This is a genomic window from Tildeniella sp. (assembly GCF_059505325.1).
The window spans coordinates 157,230-179,932 of sequence record NZ_JCACKI010000076.1 but is presented as its reverse complement, the minus strand read 5'-3'; the positions used below and the strand labels follow the sequence as shown (position 1 = coordinate 179,932).

Below are 22,703 nucleotides of genomic sequence, written 5' to 3'. Positions count from 1 at the left end.
TGCTGTTTCAGCCTATTGTGCTACGCTGCCTAATTGGATAAAGTCGAGCTAAGGTGTGAGGAATGAGCAATTCAACTTGCGCTTCGCCCTGATACGGTCTTTCGAGTGCTTTAAAGTGCCGATTGTACGTTTTTAAGTCAATTGTAACTTCCAAAATTCCGTCTTTGTAATAGCGATGATATTCTTCAGCTAGACTTCGGCTCTGTGGTGCAGCGAAATAAGACTTACCGTCAGCGTTTGGAGGGTGGTTAAGGAAAATCAGCAGGCTGAAAGCCATGTTCCATCAGTCGCTGCCCCATCCCTTTCTGGGTTGCCTTGTAAATTGTGACGGTTGCTACTCCATCCATCTCTTGCGTAAAAAGAGCTGTCTCCAATAGCATCTGTATGCTGCCAACCTGGATTCAGTCCAAACTCTGCAAGGATAATTGCTGCTTAGGATCGTGGATTAAATAACCTGAAATTCTGTGTAGGATGCTGTATAGCCGTTCCGGCATTCAAGAAAAGCGTAGCGTAACGCATCGACTCCAGGCTGCCGCTACGCATTCCACCCCGCCAGCAGTGCACTCGTACTGTGCGATCGGGTGACAGTACTTTAGCTTGCGCGACGAAGGACGCTAATTTGGGTCCGGCGATCGACAGCCCCAACTCCACCGCGTCATCCCGCCCCTGCTGTTTGTAACACGTGCCAACCTGCGCCCGTTCTTCATTGCTAAACAGGGGAAAACTCACGGCTCCGGGGATGCGTCCCTGCTCATGCTCAGTCGGACTTCGTACATCCAGAAGCGCTCCGGGTGCAGTGAGAAAAGCGGCAATAGGCAATGTTTTGGGCATGAAAAAAAGGGGAGAGAGGAGGAACGACAATAAGTTTAGGACTACAAGCCGCCACCTTTGACTTCGCTGAGTTCAATTTCGTAGCCATTGGGATCGACAATGTAGATGGAGCGCGATTTTTCCCAATTGACAATACCGTACGGCATCGGCACACCTAAAGATTCGCATTTCTCAACAATCTCTGAGAAGTTTTGCACATGCAAACCAAAATGGGCAATGCCACCAGGTTTAGCCTTTTCAGGGTCTTCATAGAGACAGAGTTTGATCGCATCGTTACCAATAATTAAAGAGCGATCGGCGGGTTGTTCTTTCTTGATTTCAAAGCCAAAAAGGGTGGTGTAAAAGTTGACACTTTCAGCCAGATTGTTGACATACAAGGTGACGTGATCGAGGGTCGTAGCATGTAAAGGATGAAGCTTCATTTGAAATCTACCTATAGATAAACGACTGATGCCATAGCGGTTCCTAATCCAGTGAAGTACAGTCGCAAAGAGGCAGAAGGTAGAGGGCAGAGGGCAGAAGTGAAAGAGCACGGCGGCTTTCCTTCTGCCTGAAAACCTTAGCCCTTGTACCGCACTCTAATGGGAACCGCTATATCAGTGCCTAGTCAACGATTCCAATAGTGACTAATGCAATTTCTATCGGTTTCTACACGATCGTAATCGGTTTTGCTTGAGCGGATAGAGGCGTTGTGTGACCGATGATGGCACTGTGTGCATAGCCAAGCGCACGAAGGGCAGTCAGACAACGATCGCTCTCCTCTACAGGAACGGAAGCTAGTAACCCACCTGACGTTTGCGGATCGAAGAGGAGTGGGAAATGGGGATGCGTGTTGACAGCAGATGCATTGGCGATCGCTTGAACAGCGTGAAGATTTTGAGGTTGTAGCGAACTGGTGATACCTTTTTCCACTGTTTCCAGAGCACCTTGAAGCAAAGGAATAGCGGCTAAATTTAGCGTTACGGCAACCTTAGAGGCTTGCACCATTTCCACCAGATGCCCGATTAAGCCAAAACCTGTAACATCCGTACAGGCAGTGGCGTGATGCTCCAATAAACAGGTTGCCGCTTGCTGATTGGATTGCTGCATAGAGGCGATCGCGTCATCCAGCCAGCGTCCTTTGGCTCGAAGCTGCATGTGGGCGGCAAAAAGTGTACCCGTGCCGATCGCCTTCGTTAAGAGCAACACCTGTCCCGGTTTCATGCCGCCTTTCCGAAGCAGGCGATCGGGCTGTGCCAACCCGTTACACGACAATCCAAACGCCAGTTCTGCGCCTTCGGTGGTGTGTCCGCCAATGAGCACTGCCTGCGCCTGATGCAGAACAGATATTGCGCCCGAAAGGAGCTGATAGAGAGTTTCTTCGACGTTTGCAGGCTGTGCGTAAGGAATCGTGGCGATCGCCAGCGCACTCTGCGGTTGGGCACCCATCGCAAACAGATCGCTCAGGGCATGGTTCGCGCTAACCTGCCCAAAGACAAATGGGTCATTCAGCAGTGCCGGAAAGTAGTCAATGGTTTGCACCATCACCAAGCCTGCCGGGACTTGCACCACTGCCGCATCATCTGGAGCCTCCAAGCCGACGAGAATATCCGATCGCTCAGCAAGCCCTCCGCTTTCCTGCTGCACTCGCCGCAACACACGCGATAAAATGCTGCTGCCCACCTTCGCACCACACCCCGCACAGCGCATGGTTGGGACGTTCTGATCCGGAACCTTAGACAGCAGGAAGGCATCAACTACACGCTCTAGCTGACCGCTGACGGCTGACGGCTGACCGCTCTCCTCCATCTGCGGCAAATCACTAAACCGCTGCATAAACGCCCGATCGATCCGATCTTTCCAGCGCCACAACAATGGTGACTGCCAACCAAATGATCCACGCGCCGCGATCGCCTCACCATTACCTGTACCAATCAAGCTGAGATATTGCGCCTGCGGTCGAAACGGTTTTAGGGACTGGTTTTGCAGCGATCGACGCAAATTGTCAACCAGGGGTTTTCCCTGACGCACCGCAAACACGCCTGCTTTTGGGCGAGGATGATTGAGCATCGTTGCGCTATCGCCAGCCGCGAAGATGTCGGGGTGAGACAGCGATCGCAGCGTATCATTTACCAAAACAAAGCCGTTTTCATCAACAGCTAAACCAGCCTTTGCCAGCCAGTCGGGAGCCGAAGCCTGCGTGACCCAAAAAATGTAGTCACACGCGATCGTTAGACCTGATGCACAGATAACGCGATGCGACTCTACTGAGCGAACAGGCTCCTGCAAATGAAGCTGAATGCCACGTTGCGTTAAAAGAGTCTGAAAGCGATCGCGCACCCAGTGGTTTTGGGTGGGTAACAAGGTCGCTTCTTTTTGAAAAAGATGCACAGTCAAATTGCTAAACGGCTGTTGCGCGGCGCTCAAAATTTGCTGAAGGCGATGTTGTATCGTGAGCGCCAGTTCCACACCACCTGCACCACCGCCCACAATGCTGATGGTCACAGCCTTCTCAGGTTTTTGCGAGAGGTCATCGACAACCTGATCCCAGCGCTCTAGAAATTGACGAATGGGTTTAGCTGGAATGAGCGCCTCCCGATCGCCAATGACATCAGGCAGTCTGGGCGCACTCCCAAGATTGATAGACAGCAAATCAAAGCCAACAGGCGGACGGTTGGCGCAAAGAATCTGCTTCTTCGCCAGATCTAAGCCGATCGCGCGATCGAGATAAAGCTGTGCGCCCGCAAATTGAGCCAATCGACGCAGATCAATATGGCACTCTTCTCGACTATAGAAACCCGCTACATGCCCCGGCAGCATTCCCGAATAAGCGGTATCCGATGCTTCCGTCAGTAGTGTAATGCGGACTCCTGACATCGGTTTCATGCCAAACAGCCGCAGGGCGATCGCATGAGCATGCCCACCACCCAGCAGCACTAAATCTCTGCCGATCGGCTGTGATTGGTTCATTGCCATAGCCTCATTGTAGAAGAGGGGAAAGCGGAAGGGGCGAAGGAGCAGAAGGAGCGAGGGAGGTTTTGAGTTAAATAACGCGATGTGCAACTAATTCGCCCTCATCCCCACCCTTCTCCCCAGGGAGAAGGGCTTCCAGACCGTTCCGGTTCCTTCTCCCATCGGGAGAGGGCTAGGGTGAGGGCAGTTTTGGCAGGCATTGCAGGAAAGTCGCACATCGCGTTTAAATACAGAATTTGTTCCTGCTTCCCCTGCCTCTCCTGCCTCCCCTGCCTCTCCTGCCTCCCCTGCCTCCCCCACTTCCCCTCTAATAACTAACAACTAACAACCAACCACTTCTTCCCTTCTCAATCAACCCGCTCTAGCTGCCAGAGAATCTGATTCCCTTCTCGCCGCACACGGGAGACGACCCAGTTACGCCAGACCCAATTATCGCCGCGACTGGTGACGGCACTGGCGTTAATATCCATCAGATCTGCGAGTTCAGAACTGGTAATTAAGTAGCCCTTACTAGAAATTTCGTCAGCAAAATGGAGCGTGTCTACCAGATCGCGTAGTTGTTCAACTCTAATTTCACGCGGTAAATTATCGATCGCATCAGTCTGAGAGGGAGGATGGGCATCCATCGGGTGAGTCCACAAAGTATGGAACAGGAAAAAATTGAGACTCTAGAAGTGACTGATAGAGTTACTGCAAAGGAAGAGCAAGCTGTTTTAAGTTCGGCACTCTACCCAGTGAGAACGCACGGGCGATCGCGTCACACCGTTCGTTGCCAACATTACCCGTATGACCTCGCACGTAGCGCCACTGGATTTTTGGTGAATTCAAAGCATCCATCTGCTGCCACAGGTCAGGATTGAGGACGGCTTTGCCAGTTGAGGTTTTCCAGCCTTTCTTCTTCCAGCCGTGAATCCATTGTGTGATGCCGTTTTTGACGTATTCGCTATCGGTGTAGAGTTCGATTGGCTCTGTGTAGCCAACGTCTTTGAGGAACTGAAGCGCTGCGATCGCTGCCTGCATCTCCATTTGATTATTGGTCGTGTGCGCCTTGGCTCCACCCATCTCGTGAACGGCACCATCTACAAAGTAAACGACCGTGCCCCAACCACCGGGACCAGGGTTGCCAGAGCACGCGCCATCGGTGTAAATCGCCTGGATCTTTGTGCAGTCAGCCATAAATCATACGTTCGGTAATGTTCAGCAATGGACTATTCAGGTTAGCATACGAACGATTACCGAAAGAGTCGTCTCAGTGTTTAAGCTGCTTTGCTTCGGCATGGTTTACAAGAAAAGGCTCGCGATCGTGTCGTCGATCGGGCACTTTTTTTGCCATTCGTAGCGATGGTGAAGGCGAAACCAGGTACGTTGGTCATAAGGACGGTCGACCCGTGTTCACGTCTGCCTACTCAGAGGTTTTGACCTACCATCGGTTCTGCGGTCATCTCATTATGGAAGTGTCATAGTGCTTGAAAAAGAAAGAAGCGTTCATGCAGCGTCAGGTTTGACACAGCCAAGGCAGCAGTTTGCACCATCAACGTCATCTATCACAAACAAGAACAGATATTGGGGATTAAGCGTAGCTAGTTTAATCATCGCCACTTGGGCAGCTAGTTTGGTGAGTCTGCTCAGGCTGGAGGTTCAGCATTTGCAGATCACTTGGCTTACTCTCGCTATACTTTGGCAAACATTTCTGTATACGGGGCTATTTATTACGGCTCATGATGCGATGCATGGCTGTATCGTGCCGCAACGCCCTCGGCTTAACCATGCGATCGGGTTTCTGGTGCTGCTGTGCTATGGGTTTCTGCCGTACTACAAGTTACGCACTGCCCACTGGCAGCATCATCAGCATCCTGCGAGCGATCGTGACCCCGATTTTCATGATGGCAAGCACACGCATATGTTGCTCTGGTATGCGCGGTTTATGTACCGTTATTGGGGCTTTTGGCAGTGCATTGGCATTACAGGAGCGTATCACTTCATCCATCGTGTGCTGCATGTGCCTGAAGCGAATCTGCTCTTGTTTTGGGCAGTGCCATCACTCTTAAGTTCCTTCCAGTTGTTCTATTTCGGCACATTTTTGGTGCATCGTGAACCAACAGACGGCTACCAGAATGCGTCGCGTGCCACCAGCAACTATCGTCCGCTGGTTTGGTCGTTTCTCACGTGCTATCACTTTGGCTACCATCAAGAGCATCATGAACAGCCGAATCTACCCTGGTGGCAGTTGCCTGCGATCGCGCTCACACAGTTCGGTAAGTGAGCAACTAGCTATCAGCTATCAGCTATCAGCTACTCAGACATTGCTAAGCATGAATCCAGAAACTGCATTCTGCTTCCCCCGCTCCCTCTGCCCCCCCGCTCCCCCTGCTGACCGCTCCCTCTGCTCCTCTGCTCCTCTCGCTCCCTCTGCTCCCCCGCTCCCTCTGCTCCCCCATTCCCCCGCTCCTACTGCTGACCGCTTCCAAAACGCTTATAGTTTTCACGCTACGGCATCTGTAACAATCCATGCAAGGACACATCACACGACAATTAAGACGCGACTGGTTGGGCATGATGGCGATCGCGCGACGCACCTTACTGGAACTGTGGCGACGTAAAGTAAGTCTTGTCTGCTGGGTGATCTTTCCGGCATCGATTTTGATTGTGAATAGTTTGATTCTGACGGAACGATCGCAGCTTTCAACGGCAGCCGCCTTTGCCCAATCGGTACCGCCTTGTCTGGTAGGTACAGCGCTGTTTTTTAGCTGCCTGGGTGGTAGCATTGCAACGATCGTGGCAGAGCGTGAGCAGCGGACGCTCAAACAGTTGATGATTTCGCCCCTTCGAGGGGTCGCTTACTTTCTGGGGATTTTTCTAGCATACGGGGCGATCGGGCTGGGGCAGACGCTGCTGGTTTACGCGATCGCGGCGTTCACTGGCTCTGAGTTTAAAGGATCACTGTCTCTGAGTTTGCTGACTATCAGCTTGAGCATGATGGCGTATGTCGGCACGGGCTTTTGCATTGGTGCCAAGCTGGCTCGTCGCACAGAGGATGTCAATGCATTGATTGCGGCGCTGGGCGTGCCGTTATTGCTACTGAGTGGTGCGTTTATTCCCATTAATTTCTTCCCTGAGGCACTACGACAAATTGCCCGCTACAACCCGATTTATCACATGATTGAGGCACTAGCAGCCGTCTCTGTAGCGGATTTCAGTATGGCTGACGTGGCACCACATTTATGGTTTTTGGTTGGCTTTACGGGCTTGATGGTACTGGCTGGCTGGTTAGCCTACCATCAAATGCTCAGCAGTGAAAGGAGACTGTAGGGTTCATGCTGCATATTCAAAGCCTCTACAAATCCTACGGCGATCGTGCCGTCTTACAAAACCTGAACCTGAGCATCGCTCCGGGTGAAATCTACGGGTTGTTGGGACCCAACGGAGCAGGCAAAACCACCACCATTCGCATTCTTTGCCATCTGTTAGCCGCAGATAGCGGTCGTGTAATGCTGTCTGGTCAGCCGCTTTCAGACGCTACAAAGCCGCTCATTGGTCTGGTGCCGCAAGAAAACTTGCAGTATGCCAGCCTGACGTGTGAGGAAAATCTCCACTTTTTTGCGCGGTTGTATGGTCGATCGCGTCAGCAACGGAAGGAACAGGTGCCTGCATGTCTGGATGCAGTGGGTCTGCTGTCACGGGCAAAGAGTCCCGCTGAAACCTTGAGCGGTGGGATGAAACGTCGCCTGAGTCTGGCGATCGCGCTGGTGCATCATCCTAAACTACTGATCCTGGATGAGCCGACGACGGGCTTGGACATGGAAGCACGGATCGACCTCTGGCGGCTGATACGACAGTTGCAGAGTCAGGGCATGACAATCTTGCTCACCACACATTTGCTGGATGAAGCAGAACGATTATGCGATCGCCTCGGCATCCTCAAAAACGGCTATCTTCTGGCTGAAGGGAGTTTAGCGCAACTGCGGCAGTGCATTACCGCTCAAGAAATCGTCGTGGTGCGAACTGGTGCTGAAGAGCAGGCGATCGCCCGTGCCCAGACCTATGGCTTTCCCCATCGTCGCTATGGCGACGAGCTTGCCTTCTGGCTACCGGAACCACTGGGAATGAAAGAGATTATCGATCGTTTTGATGGCATTCCGCTAGAGTCGATCGCACGTCAACCCGTGCGTCTGGAACACATCTACGATGAAGTCTTACGGTCAGAACGGGATGAGCGATCGCAAGCCGTACCACAACCACTGGAAGCCATCAGTTAATTCAGACATCCGAGGTCTTACTGACAGCCATTTCCATTCCCTACACCCTACACCCTACGCCCCACACCCCCTTTGATAGACTGTGGCTGACTCAATTGAGCACCGCTGCAAATGAAAATAGTGCATACGTTCGCATCAACTGTCGCTTACGCTAGAGAGTAAGGATTTGCTGTAGATCGATGACCTATCAACCGCTCCATCACAAATACCGTCCGCAGAGTTTTGGTGATCTGGTCGGGCAGGAGGCGATCGCCACGACGCTCACGAACGCGCTTCAGCAGCAGCGGATTGCGCCTGCGTATTTGTTCACAGGCGCACGAGGCACAGGCAAAACGTCGAGTGCGCGCATTCTAGCAAAATCGCTGAACTGTCTGAAGTCCGACGTGCCCACCGCACAACCTTGTGGCGTGTGCGAAGTGTGTCAGTCGATCGCTAAAGGCTCAGCGTTAGATGTGATTGAAATTGACGCTGCCAGCAATACAGGTGTTGACAACATTCGTGAGCTAATCGAGCGATCGCAGTTTGCACCTGTCCAATGTCGCTATAAGGTGTATGTGATCGATGAATGTCATATGCTCAGCACCGCCGCGTTTAATGCCTTGCTAAAAACGCTGGAGGAACCACCCGATCGCGTGGTGTTTGTGCTGGCAACCACCGATCCCCAACGGGTGCTACCAACCATTATTTCGCGTTGTCAGCGGTTTGACTTTCGGCGCATTCCCCTAGCGGCAAGTGCTAGCCATCTCCGCTCGATCGCAGACAAAGAAGCGATCGCGATTACCGACGATGCCATCACCCTGATCGCCCAAATTTCTCAAGGTGGGATGCGTGATGCCGAAAGCCTGCTGGATCAACTAAGTTTGCTGCCCAGTGAGGTCACGGTTGATAAAGTGTGGGATCTGGTGGGGTCAGTGCCAGAGCGCGATTTGATGAGTTTGCTAGAGGCGATCGCGCAAGACAGCCCCGAGACCCTACTCGATAGCGTCCGCCGACTGATGGATCGAGGACGCGAGCCGCTAATCGTGCTGCAAAACCTTGCCAGCTTCTACCGGGATTTGCTCATTGCCAAAACTGCTCCCGATCGTAATGATCTCGTTGCACTCACTCCACCCACATGGGAAGCGCTCTGCCACTTCGCTCAAACGTTGACCTTGCAAACCATCCTGGCAGGGCAGCAGCAGCTTCGTAAAAGTGAAGATCAAATTAAAAGCACAACGCAACCGAGGTTGTGGTTAGAAGTGACGTTGATGGGGTTGTTGCCGTCGGCAGTCAGCGGTCAGTGGTCAGCGGTTAGCCCGACGAGAGCGGCTGATGTGGTAGTGCCTGCTAGTCCTCCTGTTGAAGCAGTGAAGCCTCTGCAAGCCGAGGCGATCGCTTCAGAAAACCCCGTGGAGCCAGCAGAAGCAGTGGCGATCGCAGAACTAGCCACTCGTACCGTAGAAGCAACTCCGTCTAACGTGGTGAACCAGCCAGCCAATAGCGCCAGCGGTAATCTCAGCCAAACCTGGCAGGAAATCTTGAGTCATATTGACCTACCAGGTACGCGCGGTATGTTGAGTGCGAATTGCTACTTACTCAACCAGAACGACCATGAAATTCTGGTGGGCGTGAAGTCTCAAGGGATACTCAAAATGATCAACGGGATGCTGCCTCAGCTTGAAAAGGCTGCTGCTAAAGCGTTTAAGGCGAAGGTTAAAGTTGTCCTTCAAGTAGCGGAAACAATACCTCAAGCTGGTCAAATAGTGCAACAGCAAGAGACAACCGATCGCCTACCCTCGTCTGAAGGTGATTCCAGCGATCGCACCGCACAAGCTGCTCCCCGTGATGCAGCGCCAGCATCAAGTGCTGATCAACCGATCGCGCCGATCGCTTCAAGCGACGCTCAAGCAGGTACAAATTCGCAAGCCCCCGCAGCACCGAAACAACTGTCCTCTAACCATGTCACAGAGTCGGCAGCGGATTACGCTACGCCTGATCAATGGCAGCAAGACGACGACGTGACCCGCGCTTCCAAACAACTGGCTGACTTTTTTGGCGGCAAAGTGGTCGATATGAGCGACAGTGACACCGTAGCAGAAGCCCCTAAACTATCCGAAATCGACTCAGCCAGTCTTCAAGAAAAAACAACAGCGTTACCGGAGACAGACTATGAACCAGAGTCAGATGATGACGTACCGTTTTAACAGAAGTGTGTTCTGCTAAGGCAAACGCATACAAAAGCACATATCTCAATAAGCGCCAATTTCGTCTGCTTTACTGCGAATAGTCTCATCAATCAGAGCTTATTGCGAAAAAAAATTGTCTACTTTAGCGTTGTGTAAGTCTGAATTGTGCTATCCCTAGCGTGTTAAGAAGCGTATGCGTTCGCCCAATGTGTTCTGCGGGAAAGCTCTACCTATTTACCGATATGGGGTACTATGTCGAATCATTCTGCCTATCCACCCGCTGCGGGATCTTAGGCGGAGAGTTTCAGTCTATTAATAGTTCTACGGCTTAAGATTTCTATAAAGACAATTCGCATCAGCTATGGCATTTAACGAAGAGAAGCAACGTCAGATGGAAATTCGGGGAGGTATTGGAAATCGAAAGGTTGGAGTTTCTCAATCTCTACATCATTCTTTCTACCCGTACCCGTATTTAGGCGCTCATGCCTGTTTCAATTGTCAAAAAAGTTTTAAGCTGAGTTACGAAAAGGAGCATATTTGCCCAGATTGTGGCAGCAAGATTTATTTAATGGGGCGTTCATTTAAAGCTCTCAAACGTAGTCATCGTGAGCAGTGGAAGAAAGTCCAAAAACTGTACGCTTTAGGTTTCCGATTTCATCGCTATGGTGAAGATTATCCACCACTGCCGGAACGTCTACGAGAGGTCGATCGATTTGTTGAGCAGCACCCTGATCATGAACTCCAAATTGCAGCGCCAAATCGATCGCTGCTACCAGATGAGCAGTAACTCTACCCAGACTCGCAAATATTAGTTGCTAAAATAGAGAAGGATTCTTTTTTACTGAATCATTCCAAATCGGCTTATGTCTTCCCCTGCTATCACAACAATTGTCAAGATGGTTGAATCTTTACCGGATGACTTGCAAGAAAAAGTTGCAGATCACATTCGGGAATACATTGCTGATTTGGAAGATGAGCAGCGATGGGATGCTTCATTTAAGCGAACACAAGAGAATTTAGTTGCGGCAGCTCGGAAAGCAAAACAAGAGATTGCAGCGGGTCAATCAGTCCCGATGAATTATGAGCAGCTATGAAGTCAGCAACGCTGCCCGCCTTTTGGGAGAATTATCGAGAACTGAGTGATGAAGCAAGAGCAGGAGCAAGAAAAGCATACCGATTGTGGTCAGAGAACCCATTTCATCCATCGCTACATTTCAAGTGCATCAACAGCAAAGAAGGAATTTGGTCAGTACGAGTGACGCGAAGCCATCGTGCGCTTGGTGTTCTAGAGAGGGACACAGTTACATGGTTTTGGATTGGTGACCATGATGAGTACGAAGAATTCTATTCATAAGTGCCAACAGTAGAACAACCCGCTTAGAGCGGACAATTGAAAGTCTTCTCATTTGTTGTGCGAGGCAATCTGCAACCGCTCAACCGAACCGTTAACCAAAAGCCTAGTTCTTTTCTCTTTAAAGACAATTTCATGATACGTGTGGTTATCCAACAACTAAGTCGATCGCTGCATGATGCCAGGCAATTTCTACTAAACAGTAGATATCAGCAGGCATGGCAGTCCAGGCTGAGAGTTTTCTTGCTGCTATTGGTGGGGAGTTTATTACTGCTGGTCAGTGTGGTGATGCCAACAACTGCACAACCCACTTCTCGACGTACGATCGCCCCTCGCAGTGAAATTCGTGGCGTTTGGCTAACCAATGTTGATAGTGCGGTGCTGTTTAGCCCGACAGTGCTCAAGGATGCGGTACAGCAACTGGCTCAGCTTCATTTCAATACCGTGTATCCTGCTGTTTGGAACTGGGGTTACACAACCTATCCCAGTGCTGTCGCAAAGCAGGCGATCGGTGCTGCCGTTGACCCACGACCGATCGGGCTAGAGGGGCGCGATTCTCTAGCAGAACTCGTGCAGCAGGCTCACCAGAAGGGGATCGCAGTGCTTCCCTGGTTTGAGTTTGGCTTCATGGCACCCGAAGATTCGGCACTGGCAATCCGGCATCCCGATTGGTTGACGCAGCAGCAGGACGGTACACAGGTTTGGCAAGAAGGCATTTATCCTCGCGTTTGGCTCAACCCCTTTAAACCAGAGGTGCAGCAGTTGATTCAGACCCTCATTCTGGAACTGGTCACCAAGTACGACATCGACGGTATTCAGCTGGACGACCATTTTGGGCTGCCTTACCAGTTTGGCTATGATGATTACACCGTGCAGCTTTACAAGCGTGAACATCAGGGTAAAGCGCCGCCAACTAATCCTAAAGATCCTGCCTGGGTACGCTGGCGGGCAAACAAAATCACCCGCTTCACAACGCAGCTTTTTCGTGCCATCAAAGCGCGGAAGAACGATGTTTTACTCACGCTGTCACCCAATAACTACGACTTTTCATACAACAACTCGCTGCAAGACTGGCGCACATGGGAGCAGCAAGGGCTGATCGAAGAATTAGTGCTTCAGGTCTATGGGAATGATCTGCAAGCGTTTACGGCACAGCTTAAAGCACCAGAACTTCAAGCGGCTCGACAACATATTCCAACGGGCATCGGCATTTTAACCGGGCTGAAGAAGCGTACCGTACCGATGCGGCAGGTACGCGATCAAGTCCAGGCAGTGCGGCAACAGGAGTTTGCAGGCGTGTCGTTCTTCTTCTACGAGACGCTGTGGCGGTTAGCGGCTGAACCGCAAGTCGATCGCAAAGCCGCCTTCCAGATGCTTTTTCCGCTCTCTGTACCTCGACCCAATGTGATGCAAGGTTGGACACCATCCAATTAAGATGACTACTTTAGGCGGTTGCTTAGGATCGTGGATTTAATAAAACCGGATGCTTGCGTACGATATGTAAAGCCGTGCCAGCATCGCAGAAAAGCGCAGTGTCACGCATCGCTTCCGGGGCTTGTGATGCGTTACGGCTGTCGCCTTTAGCGCAGCCATGCCGTAGCTTGCTTCTCGAAGAGTAGGCTATACACATCCTACAAAAACCTGCCGCAACCGTAATCCAGCGGGCTAACGATTGAGATGAGCGGACGCAGGTAACTTTGAACTCCCACAAATAACCTTTATACGTTCCGGTGCAGCGACTTGTTAGCTGGCTGGCTACGAGGATTTAGGTTTGACTTCAAACTCCAGTTTTGAACGGTAGAAGCAAACATCGAATTCGAGGAAAAATTTGAATGATGGCTCTGAGATCGTCCCAAATCCCTCCCAACTCTAAACCAAATTCGTAGGGTAAGACATTCACTGTAGCTCCACTATCCACCAACCCAACCGCTCCAATTCCTGATTTTCTCGACGCAGCAGTAATGGAAGTCTTGGCAAGCTGTCAAATTCGTTTTGGGCTGGGCTAGTGGTTGAATACTTGAATCGCATACATTATTGCCGATTTGCATCTGACTGTCTGAAGGCTTCCATCAAAACTGCACCCGCCCCAAAGCAATCATAGGGAGTGGATCATGATATTGGACTAGATTGAATGTCTCCAATTACAGAATCGGTAATCTCAATCGGATCAAGATGCACTGTCGCTTTAGCAGTGCGCCATAGCCATCTTGCAAATAGAAATGAGAGAGTGCCGATAATAAAAAGGAATATATCGCTAAAGATCTTGTCTTCGCCCGTAATGGTGCTATCAATTGAAACGGCAAATAGAACAATTGCAGTCAAAAAGCAGAAAATGAAGACTGCGATCGAGAGGAGTCTCTTGATAAAGGTCATGTATGAACTCCAGTGCTTTTCATCTATCCATAATCAAAGAGTGATGCCTTCAACTACTCTCCAAGCATAAAACTCCGACAGATAGCCTCCCAACTACCGCCCCACCCGTAACCGAAGCCAGCTAACGATGCGGTTCAGCGGCGACCAACCAATTTTAGCGATAGACGAAAACATTTCACGTCCGCTGCAACCGAATTGTTCGACTGCTGACCGTAACCGATGCACCAATGCACCCATCAAACTACTGTCAGCTTCACGTCAACATTACCAGCAATTGCTTTGGAGTATGGGCAGAGTTGATGGGCTTGAACCACAACCTGCTCTGCTTTTTCGCGGTCTGAGTTTGGCATCTCCACTTTCAAATCAGCCGCAAGTCTATATCCACCATCTGCTGGATCTCTGCCGATCGTGATTGCACACGTCACTGCTGATTGAGACGCATCAACCCGCATTTTTCTGGCAACTAATGCAAGTGCTCCATGAAAACAAGCGGCGTATCCAGCAGCAAATAGTTGTTCTGGATTGGTTCCTTGACCACGCCCTCCCAACTCTTGTGGCATCGCGAGGTCTAAAGTTAGTAATCCATCAGCACTTTTCGCATGACCCGACATCCGAGCATGGCCTTCTTGACCAGGCGTTACCGTGACCACAGCCGTATACAAAGGCTTCATTTCAACCCCTTCGTATGGCTGTTCTAATTGCTGCATCAGTTTTTCTGTTTCAGGATTCATGATTTCTCCCTTTTACTGACGATACTGCAAGCAGCCTAACACTAAATCCAATACCGAGCGTCGAGCGATGATCTCAAGACATAATCATATCTGCCTTACAACAACATTAATGCTGAACGCTAACCGAAAATTCTGAAACTACGTTTTACCACGAGAACAAAGCAGTCGAACTATTATTAGACGGAAACTTTCTGCCTAAGATCCCGCACTGGGTAGATGGTCAGAATGATTCAGCATAATGCCCTAAATTTAGTGGTTAGGTAGAATCTTTCCGCAGAATACGCGGCTGAAGGTGGATAGGCAGAATCTTTCCGTATATTTTCCAGGTTTACCACAAATATGAGCAAATGTACTATTAAATACACCGTATATCACTCCTATCTCGCTACCTGGCTGTAAGCGATCGATCGCTTTCACTGCTTGTCTCAAACATTCAAGAAAGCGCACCAATAAAATGGCTTAAGCGTCTTGCGGCACTGCAAGGACTTTGGCTTCAAGTAGGGTAGCCTCATACGACGATCGCCCCTCACGCTCTTTCCAAAGAATGTGTCCTGATACGAACGATTGCACTTCGCCGTTGGGCAGTTGCAACAGGAGATGACCGCGATCACTGATTCCGGCTGCTTCTCCGGCAACCCGTTCGCTACCTGTATCGACGCAAATGAGATGACCTAACAGTGCATCACGATTTCGGAGTGCGGGTAATAATACCGTTAATCCAGTACTTTCAGTGTCGTGTTCTGGCTTAAGTAAACCTGCTGTTTGCAGTAAATAATGACGTAGGCGTTCTAATAGCAGCAGTGTGTCAGGGACGATCGGGATAACCTGGTGCAAACTAATTGCCTGATCGATCGTGTCAGCATCCAGACCAGCTTGCTCAAAATCAACGCAACAGTTTAGCCCAATACCGACGATAACGCGTCCCATGTTGCTATTGGCAGTCGCTTCGCACAGAATACCTGCTAGCTTGCACCCGTTTAGTAGCACGTCATTTGACCACTTCAAGCGTAGAGTGCCTTGCAAAGCGGGCAACAAATCTTCAACAGCATAAATTACGCTTAGCCCTGCTCCCAGGCTGATCACAGGCAATTGTGCAACGGGAATCGGCTCCAGAACGAAGCTAGCGGTCAGTACGCCAGGTGGAGAATGCCAGACTCGTCCATACTGCCCGCGCCCAGAGGTTTGATGGGGAGTGTATACCACATCGCCGTGCTGAAGCTTGAAGCAATGGGCGATCGCCCAGGTGTTTGTACTGGGGCATGAGTCTAACCAATGCAACCACTCCGGCAGTTGGGACTGCGATCGTGCCATCAAAACCGCACCTGCTACCAGTGAGTGTATAAAGTCTAGGTAGCGATCGAGCTAAAACAGTCGCTCGAAGCGCTTGAGCGGTCGATCCCCCTTAAAACGGTGGGGGATCGTTCTTGCTTCAGCCCGAACTGGCTTAAACTACAGCCGCCGCTTCACGAGCTGCCGACGCTTCGTCAGGGTGAATCCCTAAACGCGTGAGGTTGACGCGTCCCCGGCTGTCGATTTCGCGCACCTTGACAATTACTTCATCGCCAAGATTCACTTCATCTTCCACCTTGCCCACGCGGTAGTCTGCCAACTGCGAGATATGGATCATGCCTTCCTTGCCGGGAAGGAACTCGACAAACGCACCGATCGGAATCACACGAGTCACTTTACCGACATACACATCACCCTGGTTGAGCTTGCGCGTCATCCCCTGGATGATGCTGCGTGCTTTTTTCGCCGATTCGCCATCGATCGACGAAATCGTGACAATGCCACTATCTTCGATGTCGATTTTGGCTCCGGTTTCTTCAGTAATACCTTTGATGGTCTTACCACCGGGACCAATGATCATACCGATCATATCGGGATCAATCTTGATGGTCAGCAAGCGCGGTGCGAAGAGCGACATTTCAGCGCGTGGCTGATTGATTGCCTCCAGCATCTTGGACAGGATGTGCAGTCGGGCAGGCTTTGCCTCGTTGATTGCCTGAGCGATAACCGCCAACGGTAGACCGTTCAGCTTCATGTCAAGCTGGAGAGCGGTGATGCCCGTATCCGTACCCGCTACTTTGAAGTCCATGTCGCCCAGGAAGTCTTCAATGCCCTGAATATCGGTCAGAATGCGGATTTCGTCGCCTTCTTTGATCAAACCCATCGCCGCACCGCTCACAGGCTTAGTAATGGGAACGCCTGCATCCATCAGCGCCAGGGTGGAGCCGGAGACCGATCCCATTGATGTGGAACCGTTGGAGGACAGTACTTCGGAGACGACCCGCAGGACATACGGAAAATCTTCTTTCTTGGGCAAAACGGGAATGAGGGCACGTTCTGCCAGGGCACCATGACCGACTTCACGACGACCAGGGGTTCGCATAGGGCGTGTCTCACCCACCGAGTAGGGCGGGAAGTTGTAGTGATGCAGGTAGCGTTTTTTCTCATCAGGATGGAGGTCATCCATTTCCTGGGCATCACCAGGCGTACCCAGCGTGACGACTGATAGAACCTGCGTGAGTCCCCGGTTAAACAACCCGCTGCCATGTACGCGTGGTGGCAAAACGCCAACCCGACACGAAATCGGACGCACTTCATCCAGTTGGCGACCGTCTACCCGCACTTTGTCTTCAATCACCTGGCGACGCATGAGCGTTTTGGTGACTTCTTTGAAGGTGTTGCTCAACGCTTTGGGCGCTTTAGCGGCTGCCAGTTTGACCGGATCTTCATCAGGCAGTTCGGCGATCGCCGCCACCACCGATGCCTTAATCTCATCCAATGCCGTATCCCGCACCGCTTTATCTTTCTCAAAGCGACCCAGCACCTCTTTCACTGGTTGCGTGGCTCGCTCTTTGATGAAATTTTCGAGTGTCAAATCGACCTCCGGAGGTGCTTCTTTGACCTGCTCAATGCCCAATTCTTGCAGCAAGTCTAGCTGTGCTTGAATCAAGTCACGCACTGCCTCGTAGCCGAAGTCGATCGCTTCAATAATGTCCTGCTCTGGTAGCTGGTTTGCACCCGCTTCGACCATGATCACACCATCTGGCGTACCTGCAACCACCAGATCCAGGTCACCCGCTTCGATTTCGCTAAAGGTGGGATTAATGACGAAATCATCACCAACCAAGCCCACACGCACGGCAGCCATTGGTCCGTTAAACGGTAGCTTTGCCAGCAGTACGGCGATCGACGCGCCTGTAACAGCCAGCACATCGGGCGGCACGCGATCGTCCATCGACATCGTGGTCGCAACAACTTGAATATCATCGCGCAGCCAACCGGGAAAGAGAGGACGCAAGGGGCGATCGATCAAACGGCTTGTCAACGTGGCGCGTTCGGGCGGGCGACCTTCACGCCGCAAAAAGCCACCAGGAATGCGCCCAGCGGCATACAAACGTTCTTCGTAATCGACCAGCAGCGGGAGGAAGTCAATCCCTTCTCGTCCAGCGGCGCGGGTTGCAGTGACCAATACAGCAGTGTCTTCCGATTCAATGAGGACGGTTCCGCCTGCTTGTGGAGCGAGTAAACCAACCTTCAGCCGAATATCCCTACCATCAAAGGATATCGACTTCTCAAATTCTTTCATGTAGTGTGTTATCCTTCTTCATCGCTCTTTTTGTTTTCTTTCGCAATCGTAGCATTGATATTCAGATACGGCTTTGAATGCAACCGATCGCCAAAAGTAAGCCATTCAAAATGTTAAAGAATTTGAAAAGGCGCTTGAACGAAAATTCAAAGATAGTGGCGAACAGCAAGGAGCAGCAGATGTTTTAGCGTTAGGGTCTATGCTGAAGCAGTCCGTGGAAGTAAACCAAGCTTACGCGCTTTCGGTACTCTGACATCAGGTTTCAGGTTGTACAATAAAGATGGATGATGCAGTGGCGATCGCGGCGGCTAAACCTGGATTTGCGAATTTTCAGGAGGTTGTCCATCATTTCGCTTTGAGCGCTATGAATGTCTACACTTGATTAGTTTTGTAAGGAAATGTGTAGAAAAAAGGCACACCATGAACGATGTCGTGTACATCAATTTTGCAGTGACAATGGCTTTCGGCTGGACGGTTTGCTGTCTTTAAAAACTGTGATAGCGGCACCTTAAACCTGACTCTTTTCGCTTTTTGGACTTCCACATCGGCAAACGATTGCAACGTTGATTCTCGCAAACGTCCTGGACATTGCTTTAACAGCGGCGAATGTACTGTTCAATGCCATCAATTGACACCGTTGCAGTAGCAACACTGATTGCATGAGATGGAGTTAATCAAGCTTGAAGCAGGTAAAGCATGATCTGAAAATCGCGCGGCATAAGTTTCTTTCTTGGAGAGCTTATTGTCTTTATTGATCACCACAGCGCTTTTACAACATCGTTTCAAACGCTCAACTTCTTTCAGCGCAGTCTGAACTTCTCTAACGCGCATGGCAATTTTACACGGTAGCTGGTTCATTTACTCTCAGGCAGAGGCGGAAACGAGGCACGGTTCTGGTGAACACGCTGCCTCAGCTCAAGGCTACCTCTTTCTTTGGGGCGAGGTCTGGCGCAGAATCACACCTGAGATACCCTACGCTGCTGGGTTGACTCATCTAGACATGACTCTGCAAACCCACCCCTTTGCAATGTCTCCCACGGAGTTGCAGGCGCTGTTGCGATCGCGACAGCAAACCAATCACCTTCACCTTCCAGAATCGTTTTTACAACCGATCGCTGATCGATCCACTGCTACTGCCTCTAAAGCAAGACGATCGCGCTCCACTCAAGAAGCAGCGGTAGCGACACTTGCCACCACGATGTCTGGTCAATGGCAGACGCAGGTATTGGCAGTGCCATCCTATCTGGCAGAGGATGAACTGGAACTGCCGACGGGCGCGATCGTCCCGCAGCATTCTGCCGTGGTGGAGAATGCCACTGTCGACGATCGCGATCGCTTCCTTTATCCGTGGCGCGTCGAGGGGCTTTGTCTTGACCCGATCGCCGCCATTACCTTTCTCAATTCCTTGCCGTTAGGCACCGTTGATGTGGATGACTCCTTTCTCAGTGGTGATCTGCGCTTTTGGTCTCATACTGCTCGCTGGAGTTTGGATTTGCTGGCGCGATCAAAGTTTTTGCCAGGGTTAGAGCGAGGAGAGCGAACTGCCTGGGCGCGTTGGCAACCGCTGTTGGATAGTGCCGTTGATCAGGTGCGATGGAAGCATTTTGTCGATCGAATGCCTGTTGCCTGTCGGTTGTATGAGCAGGAGGACGAAGGTAACGGGCAGGCAACCGCAGAGACGCAGAGACGCAGAGAGGAGGCAAATAACGCAAAAGCAGTCAAAACGCAAAGCTGCTCTCTCGCTCTCCCACTGCCTACGCCGCCCCAGGCTCTCCTCCAAGCTTTTCTCAGCAGCACTCTGGATGCTCAAATCAGGCTCTTGGCTCAGCAGCACTCGTTATCAGCTTCGGCAGAAAAAACAATGTCGGGTGCGGTGCGATCGTGGCTACAGGCATTAGGGCAAGAGGGGGCGATCGTACCTGTTGCTGAGAATGTGGCTGGGCTGGATGCTCTAGAGACCGCGCTGGCAAACTGGACGGCACCTTTGCAGCTTCAGGGCGTACAGCAAAATCTGTTTCGCACCTGTCTGTATTTGCATCCACCTCAAGTGGGTCAGCCTCGATCAGGTCAGAGTCAAGCAGGTCAGAATCAGTGGAGACTAGAATACTTCTTACAGTCAGCGGATGATGAGACGTTTTTGGTGAATGCACCCACGATTTGGGGCAACCCGGTGGAGCAATTGCATTACCAGGGTCGATCGATCGATCGTCCGCAGGAAACGCTGCTGATGGGTTTGGGGCTTGCGTCTCGCCTCTATGCGCCAATTGAACCGAGTTTGCAGGCACCACGTCCCCAGTTTTGTGCGCTCACGGCACTGCAAGCATACGAATTTATCAAAGCAACGGCGTGGCGCTTGCAGGATAGCGGGCTTGGTGTAGTGCTGCCGCCGAGTCTGGCAAATCAGGGCGGCTGGGCAAGTCGTTTGGGGCTAAAAATTCAGGCACAGTCGGCAAAGCTCAACAAAGGTCAGGTACGGCTGGGCTTGCAAAGTCTGCTTAACTTTCGGTGGGAGTTATCGATTGGTGGGCAAAGCCTGTCTAAAGCGGAATTCGATCGCCTGGTTGCCCTCAACGCGCCCCTGGTTGAAATCAACGGCGAATGGGTCGAACTCCGTCCCCAAGACATTCGCGCTGCCCAAACCTTTTTCGCCAGCCGCAAAGACCAGACCGCCCTGTCTCTGGAGGATGCGCTGCGGATTAGTACCGGGGATACGCAGACGATCGAAAAGCTACCCGTAGTGAGCTTCGAGGCATCGGGTCCGTTGCAAGAACTGATCACCACCCTCAGCGGCAATCGCCAGATTGAGGCATTACCCACACCCAAAAACTTTCGGGGCACACTGCGTCCCTACCAGTCACGAGGCGTTGGCTGGCTGGCATTCCTGGAACAATGGGGCTTGGGTGCCTGCCTTGCGGACGATATGGGCTTGGGCAAAACCATTCAGCTCCTCGCCTTTCTGCTGCACCTCAAAGAGCAGAAAACCTTGGAGCATCCCACACTGCTGGTTTGCCCAACGTCAGTACTCGGCAACTGGGAGCGTGAGGTCAAAAAATTTGCTCCCACGTTGATCGCTTTCTTGTATCACGGCGACAAGCGACCGCAAGGGAAAGCCTTTGCCAAAGCAGCACAGGGTAAGGATCTCATTATTACGAGCTACGCGCTGGTGCAGCGGGATAGCAAAGATCTGCAAACGATCGTGTGGCAAGGTGTGGTGCTGGATGAAGCGCAAAACATCAAAAACCCCGATGCCAAACAATCACAGGCAGTCCGGGAGCTTGACGCGCAGTTTCGCATTGCGCTAACGGGCACCCCGGTCGAAAATCGCTTGTCTGAACTATGGTCAATTCTGGACTTCCTGAATCCAGGCTATCTGGGACCCAAAAACTTCTTCCAGCGGCGCTTTGCTACCCCGATCGAGCGCTATGGCGATACCGCCTCTCTGCAAACCCTTCGATCGCTCGTCCAGCCCTTCTTGCTCCGTCGCCTCAAGACCGATCGCGACATCATCCAAGATTTGCCTGATAAGCAAGAAATGACGGTTTTCTGCGGACTCTCGTCTGAACAAGCATCCCTTTACCAGCACACCGTCGATCGCTCCTTAGCTGAGATCGAAGCCGCCGAAGGCATTCAGCGCAAAGGCATCATTCTCGCGCTGCTGGTGAAGTTGAAGCAAATCTGCAACCATCCAGCCCTCTTTTTGAAGGAAGAAGGCAGGGAAGGAAAGGATAAAGGCTCAAGGATCAAGGATAAAAGCAGTGACGGTGATTTAGCCTTTAGCCTTCATACTTCAGCCTTTCTCACCCGCTCTGGCAAGCTTCAGCGGCTTGAAGAAATGCTGGAAGAAGTGGTGGCAGAGGGCGATCGCGCGCTCATCTTTACCCAGTTTGCCGAATGGGGCAAGCTGTTGAAAGCGCATCTGGAGCGTCAGTTGGGACGAGAAACGTTGTTCCTTTACGGCAGCACGTCGAAGAAACAGCGCGAGGAAATGGTCGATCGCTTCCAGCATGATCCTCAAGGACCTCGCATCTTTATTCTGTCGCTGAAAGCAGGTGGTGTAGGCTTAAACCTGACTCGTGCCAATCACGTCTTCCACTTCGATCGCTGGTGGAATCCCGCAGTGGAAAATCAGGCAACCGATCGCGTCTTTCGCATCGGGCAAACCAAGAATGTGCAAGTACACAAATTCGTCTGCAACGGCACATTGGAAGAGAAAGTCCATGAACTCATCGAAAGCAAAAAGGCACTGGCAGAAAACGTCATCGGTGCAGGCGAAAACTGGCTCACTGAGTTGGACACCAATAGTTTGCGAGATTTGCTCTTGCTCGATCGCAGTGCCATCATTGGCGATGAATAAGCTTCAACCTGTCTCTGGTGCACCGACGATCGCCTAAAGCCACTCAAGTTCCCGAACACTCTGTGCCGCAACGCGATCGTGCCTCAATCCACTGC

17 protein-coding genes and 2 pseudogenes are annotated in these 22,703 nt (G+C 51.3%); 9 read left to right on the top strand and 10 right to left on the bottom strand.

The genetic code is table 11. From position 1 onward, the window contains the following. Positions 1-248 precede the first annotated feature (248 nt). The 5 genes and pseudogenes from AC5JO6_RS28865 to rnhA all read right to left on the bottom strand — a co-directional run bounded on the left by AC5JO6_RS28865 (position 249) and on the right by rnhA (position 4,959). Positions 249-380 (bottom strand): hypothetical protein, encoded by a 132-nt coding sequence (locus AC5JO6_RS28865; protein WP_496084497.1) that lies wholly within the window; start codon positions 378-380, stop codon positions 249-251. 52 nt (positions 381-432) lie between these two features. After that, positions 433-831 carry a rhodanese-like domain-containing protein gene (locus AC5JO6_RS28860; RefSeq protein ID WP_496084496.1) on the bottom strand — a complete coding sequence of 133 codons (399 nt, stop codon included), beginning with the start codon at positions 829-831 and terminating at the stop codon, positions 433-435. Positions 832-872: 41 nt separating this feature from the next. After that, a complete protein-coding gene (locus tag AC5JO6_RS28855) occupies positions 873-1,253 on the bottom strand; it encodes a VOC family protein (RefSeq protein WP_496084495.1) in 381 nt (126 codons plus the stop codon). A 226-nt stretch (positions 1,254-1,479) separates the two neighbouring features. Continuing rightward, positions 1,480-3,780, bottom strand: a complete 2,301-nt coding sequence (gene selD, locus AC5JO6_RS28850) for a selenide, water dikinase SelD (protein ID WP_496084494.1) — start codon at positions 3,778-3,780, stop codon at positions 1,480-1,482. 350 nt (positions 3,781-4,130) lie between these two features. Further along, positions 4,131-4,959: pseudogene (gene rnhA, locus AC5JO6_RS28845) on the bottom strand (ribonuclease HI). Positions 4,960-5,428: 469 nt separating this feature from the next. On the opposite strand from rnhA, the gene AC5JO6_RS28840 reads away from it, so the two are divergent. From AC5JO6_RS28840 to AC5JO6_RS28805, 8 genes are all read left to right on the top strand, one after another. Then, positions 5,429-6,046, top strand: coding sequence for a fatty acid desaturase (locus AC5JO6_RS28840; RefSeq protein WP_496084493.1), 618 nt, complete (start codon positions 5,429-5,431; stop codon positions 6,044-6,046). Between the two features lie 245 nt (positions 6,047-6,291). Continuing rightward, the gene (locus AC5JO6_RS28835; protein ID WP_496084492.1) at positions 6,292-7,092 is read left to right on the top strand and encodes an ABC transporter permease; all 801 of its coding nucleotides are present in this window, start codon (positions 6,292-6,294) and stop codon (positions 7,090-7,092) included. 5 nt (positions 7,093-7,097) lie between these two features. Then, on the top strand, positions 7,098-8,039 hold the full coding sequence (locus AC5JO6_RS28830; protein ID WP_496084491.1) for an ABC transporter ATP-binding protein: 942 nt from the start codon (positions 7,098-7,100) through the stop codon (positions 8,037-8,039). Positions 8,040-8,218: 179 nt separating this feature from the next. Next, a complete protein-coding gene (locus tag AC5JO6_RS28825) occupies positions 8,219-10,222 on the top strand; it encodes a DNA polymerase III subunit gamma/tau (RefSeq protein ID WP_496084490.1) in 2,004 nt (667 codons plus the stop codon). A gap of 343 nt (positions 10,223-10,565) precedes the next feature. After that, positions 10,566-10,991, top strand: coding sequence for a hypothetical protein (locus AC5JO6_RS28820; protein ID WP_496084489.1), 426 nt, complete (start codon positions 10,566-10,568; stop codon positions 10,989-10,991). 76 nt (positions 10,992-11,067) lie between these two features. Continuing rightward, on the top strand, positions 11,068-11,298 hold the full coding sequence (locus tag AC5JO6_RS28815) for a hypothetical protein (RefSeq protein ID WP_496084488.1): 231 nt from the start codon (positions 11,068-11,070) through the stop codon (positions 11,296-11,298). Further along, positions 11,295-11,558, top strand: a complete 264-nt coding sequence (locus AC5JO6_RS28810; RefSeq protein WP_496084487.1) for a ParE family toxin-like protein — start codon at positions 11,295-11,297, stop codon at positions 11,556-11,558. Before AC5JO6_RS28815 ends, AC5JO6_RS28810 begins: the two co-directional genes overlap by 4 nt. Positions 11,559-11,699: 141 nt before the next feature. Next, positions 11,700-12,989 (top strand): glycoside hydrolase family 10-like protein, encoded by a 1,290-nt coding sequence (locus AC5JO6_RS28805; RefSeq protein ID WP_496084486.1) that lies wholly within the window; start codon positions 11,700-11,702, stop codon positions 12,987-12,989. 321 nt (positions 12,990-13,310) lie between these two features. Here AC5JO6_RS28805 and AC5JO6_RS28800 read toward each other — a convergent pair. The 5 genes and pseudogenes from AC5JO6_RS28800 to AC5JO6_RS28780 form a co-directional block, all read right to left on the bottom strand. Next, positions 13,311-13,583: pseudogene (locus AC5JO6_RS28800) on the bottom strand (hypothetical protein). 81 nt (positions 13,584-13,664) lie between these two features. Beyond that, positions 13,665-13,928 carry a hypothetical protein gene (locus AC5JO6_RS28795; protein WP_496084485.1) on the bottom strand — a complete coding sequence of 88 codons (264 nt, stop codon included), beginning with the start codon at positions 13,926-13,928 and terminating at the stop codon, positions 13,665-13,667. Positions 13,929-14,164: 236 nt separating this feature from the next. Next, positions 14,165-14,659 (bottom strand): organic hydroperoxide resistance protein, encoded by a 495-nt coding sequence (locus AC5JO6_RS28790; protein ID WP_496084484.1) that lies wholly within the window; start codon positions 14,657-14,659, stop codon positions 14,165-14,167. Positions 14,660-15,118: 459 nt separating this feature from the next. Then, positions 15,119-15,970 carry a biotin--[acetyl-CoA-carboxylase] ligase gene (locus tag AC5JO6_RS28785; protein WP_496084483.1) on the bottom strand — a complete coding sequence of 284 codons (852 nt, stop codon included), beginning with the start codon at positions 15,968-15,970 and terminating at the stop codon, positions 15,119-15,121. A gap of 133 nt (positions 15,971-16,103) precedes the next feature. Continuing rightward, entirely contained in the window at positions 16,104-18,254 is a 2,151-nt protein-coding gene (locus tag AC5JO6_RS28780; RefSeq protein ID WP_496084482.1) for a polyribonucleotide nucleotidyltransferase, read from the bottom strand. An 829-nt stretch (positions 18,255-19,083) separates the two neighbouring features. On the opposite strand from AC5JO6_RS28780, the gene AC5JO6_RS28775 reads away from it, so the two are divergent. After that, positions 19,084-22,608 (top strand): sll1366 family intein-prone helicase, encoded by a 3,525-nt coding sequence (locus tag AC5JO6_RS28775; RefSeq protein ID WP_496084481.1) that lies wholly within the window; start codon positions 19,084-19,086, stop codon positions 22,606-22,608. Positions 22,609-22,703: the final 95 nt, after the last annotated feature.